This is a genomic window from Yersinia sp. 2542 StPb PI (assembly GCF_048593855.1).
Taxonomy (GTDB): Bacteria; Pseudomonadota; Gammaproteobacteria; order Enterobacterales; family Enterobacteriaceae; genus Yersinia; species Yersinia enterocolitica_E.
Genome location: NZ_JAZGQA010000384.1, coordinates 1 through 1,434, shown reverse-complemented (window position 1 = coordinate 1,434; position 1,434 = coordinate 1). Strand labels below are relative to the sequence as shown.

The following is a 1,434-nucleotide window of genomic DNA, read 5'->3' as shown; positions in this document are numbered from 1 at the left end:
AATAATAATTGATCAAGAACACGGCTTTACCATTCGCTTTACCCGGTGTGACGTTCGCTTCTGTTTGAATATAGCGGGCAGACAGCGGAACACGGATTGTAGAACTGCCGTCTTTTGGCAGCGTCACTGTTTGTTCTGCCGCAAAGTTAAACAGCGTTGGGGTTTGGCTACTACTTCCCCAACCAATCTGGATACCTACGCCCGATGCTGCACCGGATACCGTCGAGTCGATAGCCATAATCCCATTGGCGGCATCAATTACATTGGTAGCAGGTGTCAGGCGCACGCCAATACCGTTATTGAGCGAGTTGGATGTACTCCCCATTCCGGTATTGTAATTCATCAATATCGTCGTATTGGTACTGTTATAAAAACCGTAGAATCTAGGGCAATTTATGAGGTTAATTGACGCATCAATCCAAGGTGTTGTTGAGTTTATCCCCCTAAAAATTTCATTTTTGTCATAACGTCCCAATGCAACCGTGACATCTGGTGTGGTGCAGGTTTGCGTAGACACCGTCAGGGTTCCCTGAAAATTGATATTGTAAAAAGTAAACGGCAACCCGGTGACGGGAACAGAACCCGCATGAGTATTCACCGCGGGCTCAAGCGTAGTCGTGATACTCGGGAAATTTGCACCGCTAATCGTAAAGCTACCGGGGGTAATAGCCCCCGTTTTAATGAGCGAGACATAACGTGTTGAACCGCTAAAATCCAAGGCGCCGCCTAATTCATTGCCTACCTGCCTTATAGGGTTCTCTGTATCCGTCGTCACCGCAGGCCGGTTAACTATTATCGGATTGCCATCTGGGCTTCGTGAAATGGCCACACCAATCCCCGGAATATTGGTCTGATAAACGGCACCCGCAAACGGACCGGTCATCAAGCCGCTCAGAGGGAGTGGGGCATGGCTAATCAACGTTGAACTGCTGAACCAAAATGATTTACCTACGTCAGCCTGTGCCCACTGGCATCCCATCTTAGTGTTTCTCATCAACCAGCTGCCTTGATACAGCACCGTCCCTACGGGAATATCGACCCCCGCCGAAATCACCGGCGGAGTCAACGGCACGGTTTCCGTTTGAGTGGCGCCAGCATCAAACGAACAATTCGCCACGGCCCAGCTACTGGTGCTGATAACACTTAACAAGAGGCCGCCAAATAGCACACCCACTTTATTCATAGATAGTTTCATACATCATTGCCTCTTTTTCTGGCAGTAAATAGCATTGGGTTAGCGCCTTCCTGCAGCGTTATCGTCTTTTCCGCTGAAAAAATACGTCATATCGAAGCCTTTACTCACGAAGCGATTGCTCCTGAGGCACACAGGTCGAGGTAAACCGCATCATCGCGCTGACTTTACCGTTGGCTAATTGCGGCGGCAGAATATAGTTCAGGTAACATTGCTGGCCGGTACCTTCACCCCAACTGACT

General features: G+C 49.2%; 1 protein-coding gene. It reads right to left on the bottom strand.

Annotated features, from left to right (window positions below; all coding sequences use genetic code 11):
• On the bottom strand, window positions 1–1,195 hold a 1,195-nt coding region (locus tag V1952_RS21805), incomplete at its 3' end, for a fimbrial protein (RefSeq protein ID WP_420072524.1).
• Window positions 1,196–1,434 lie beyond the last annotated feature (239 nt).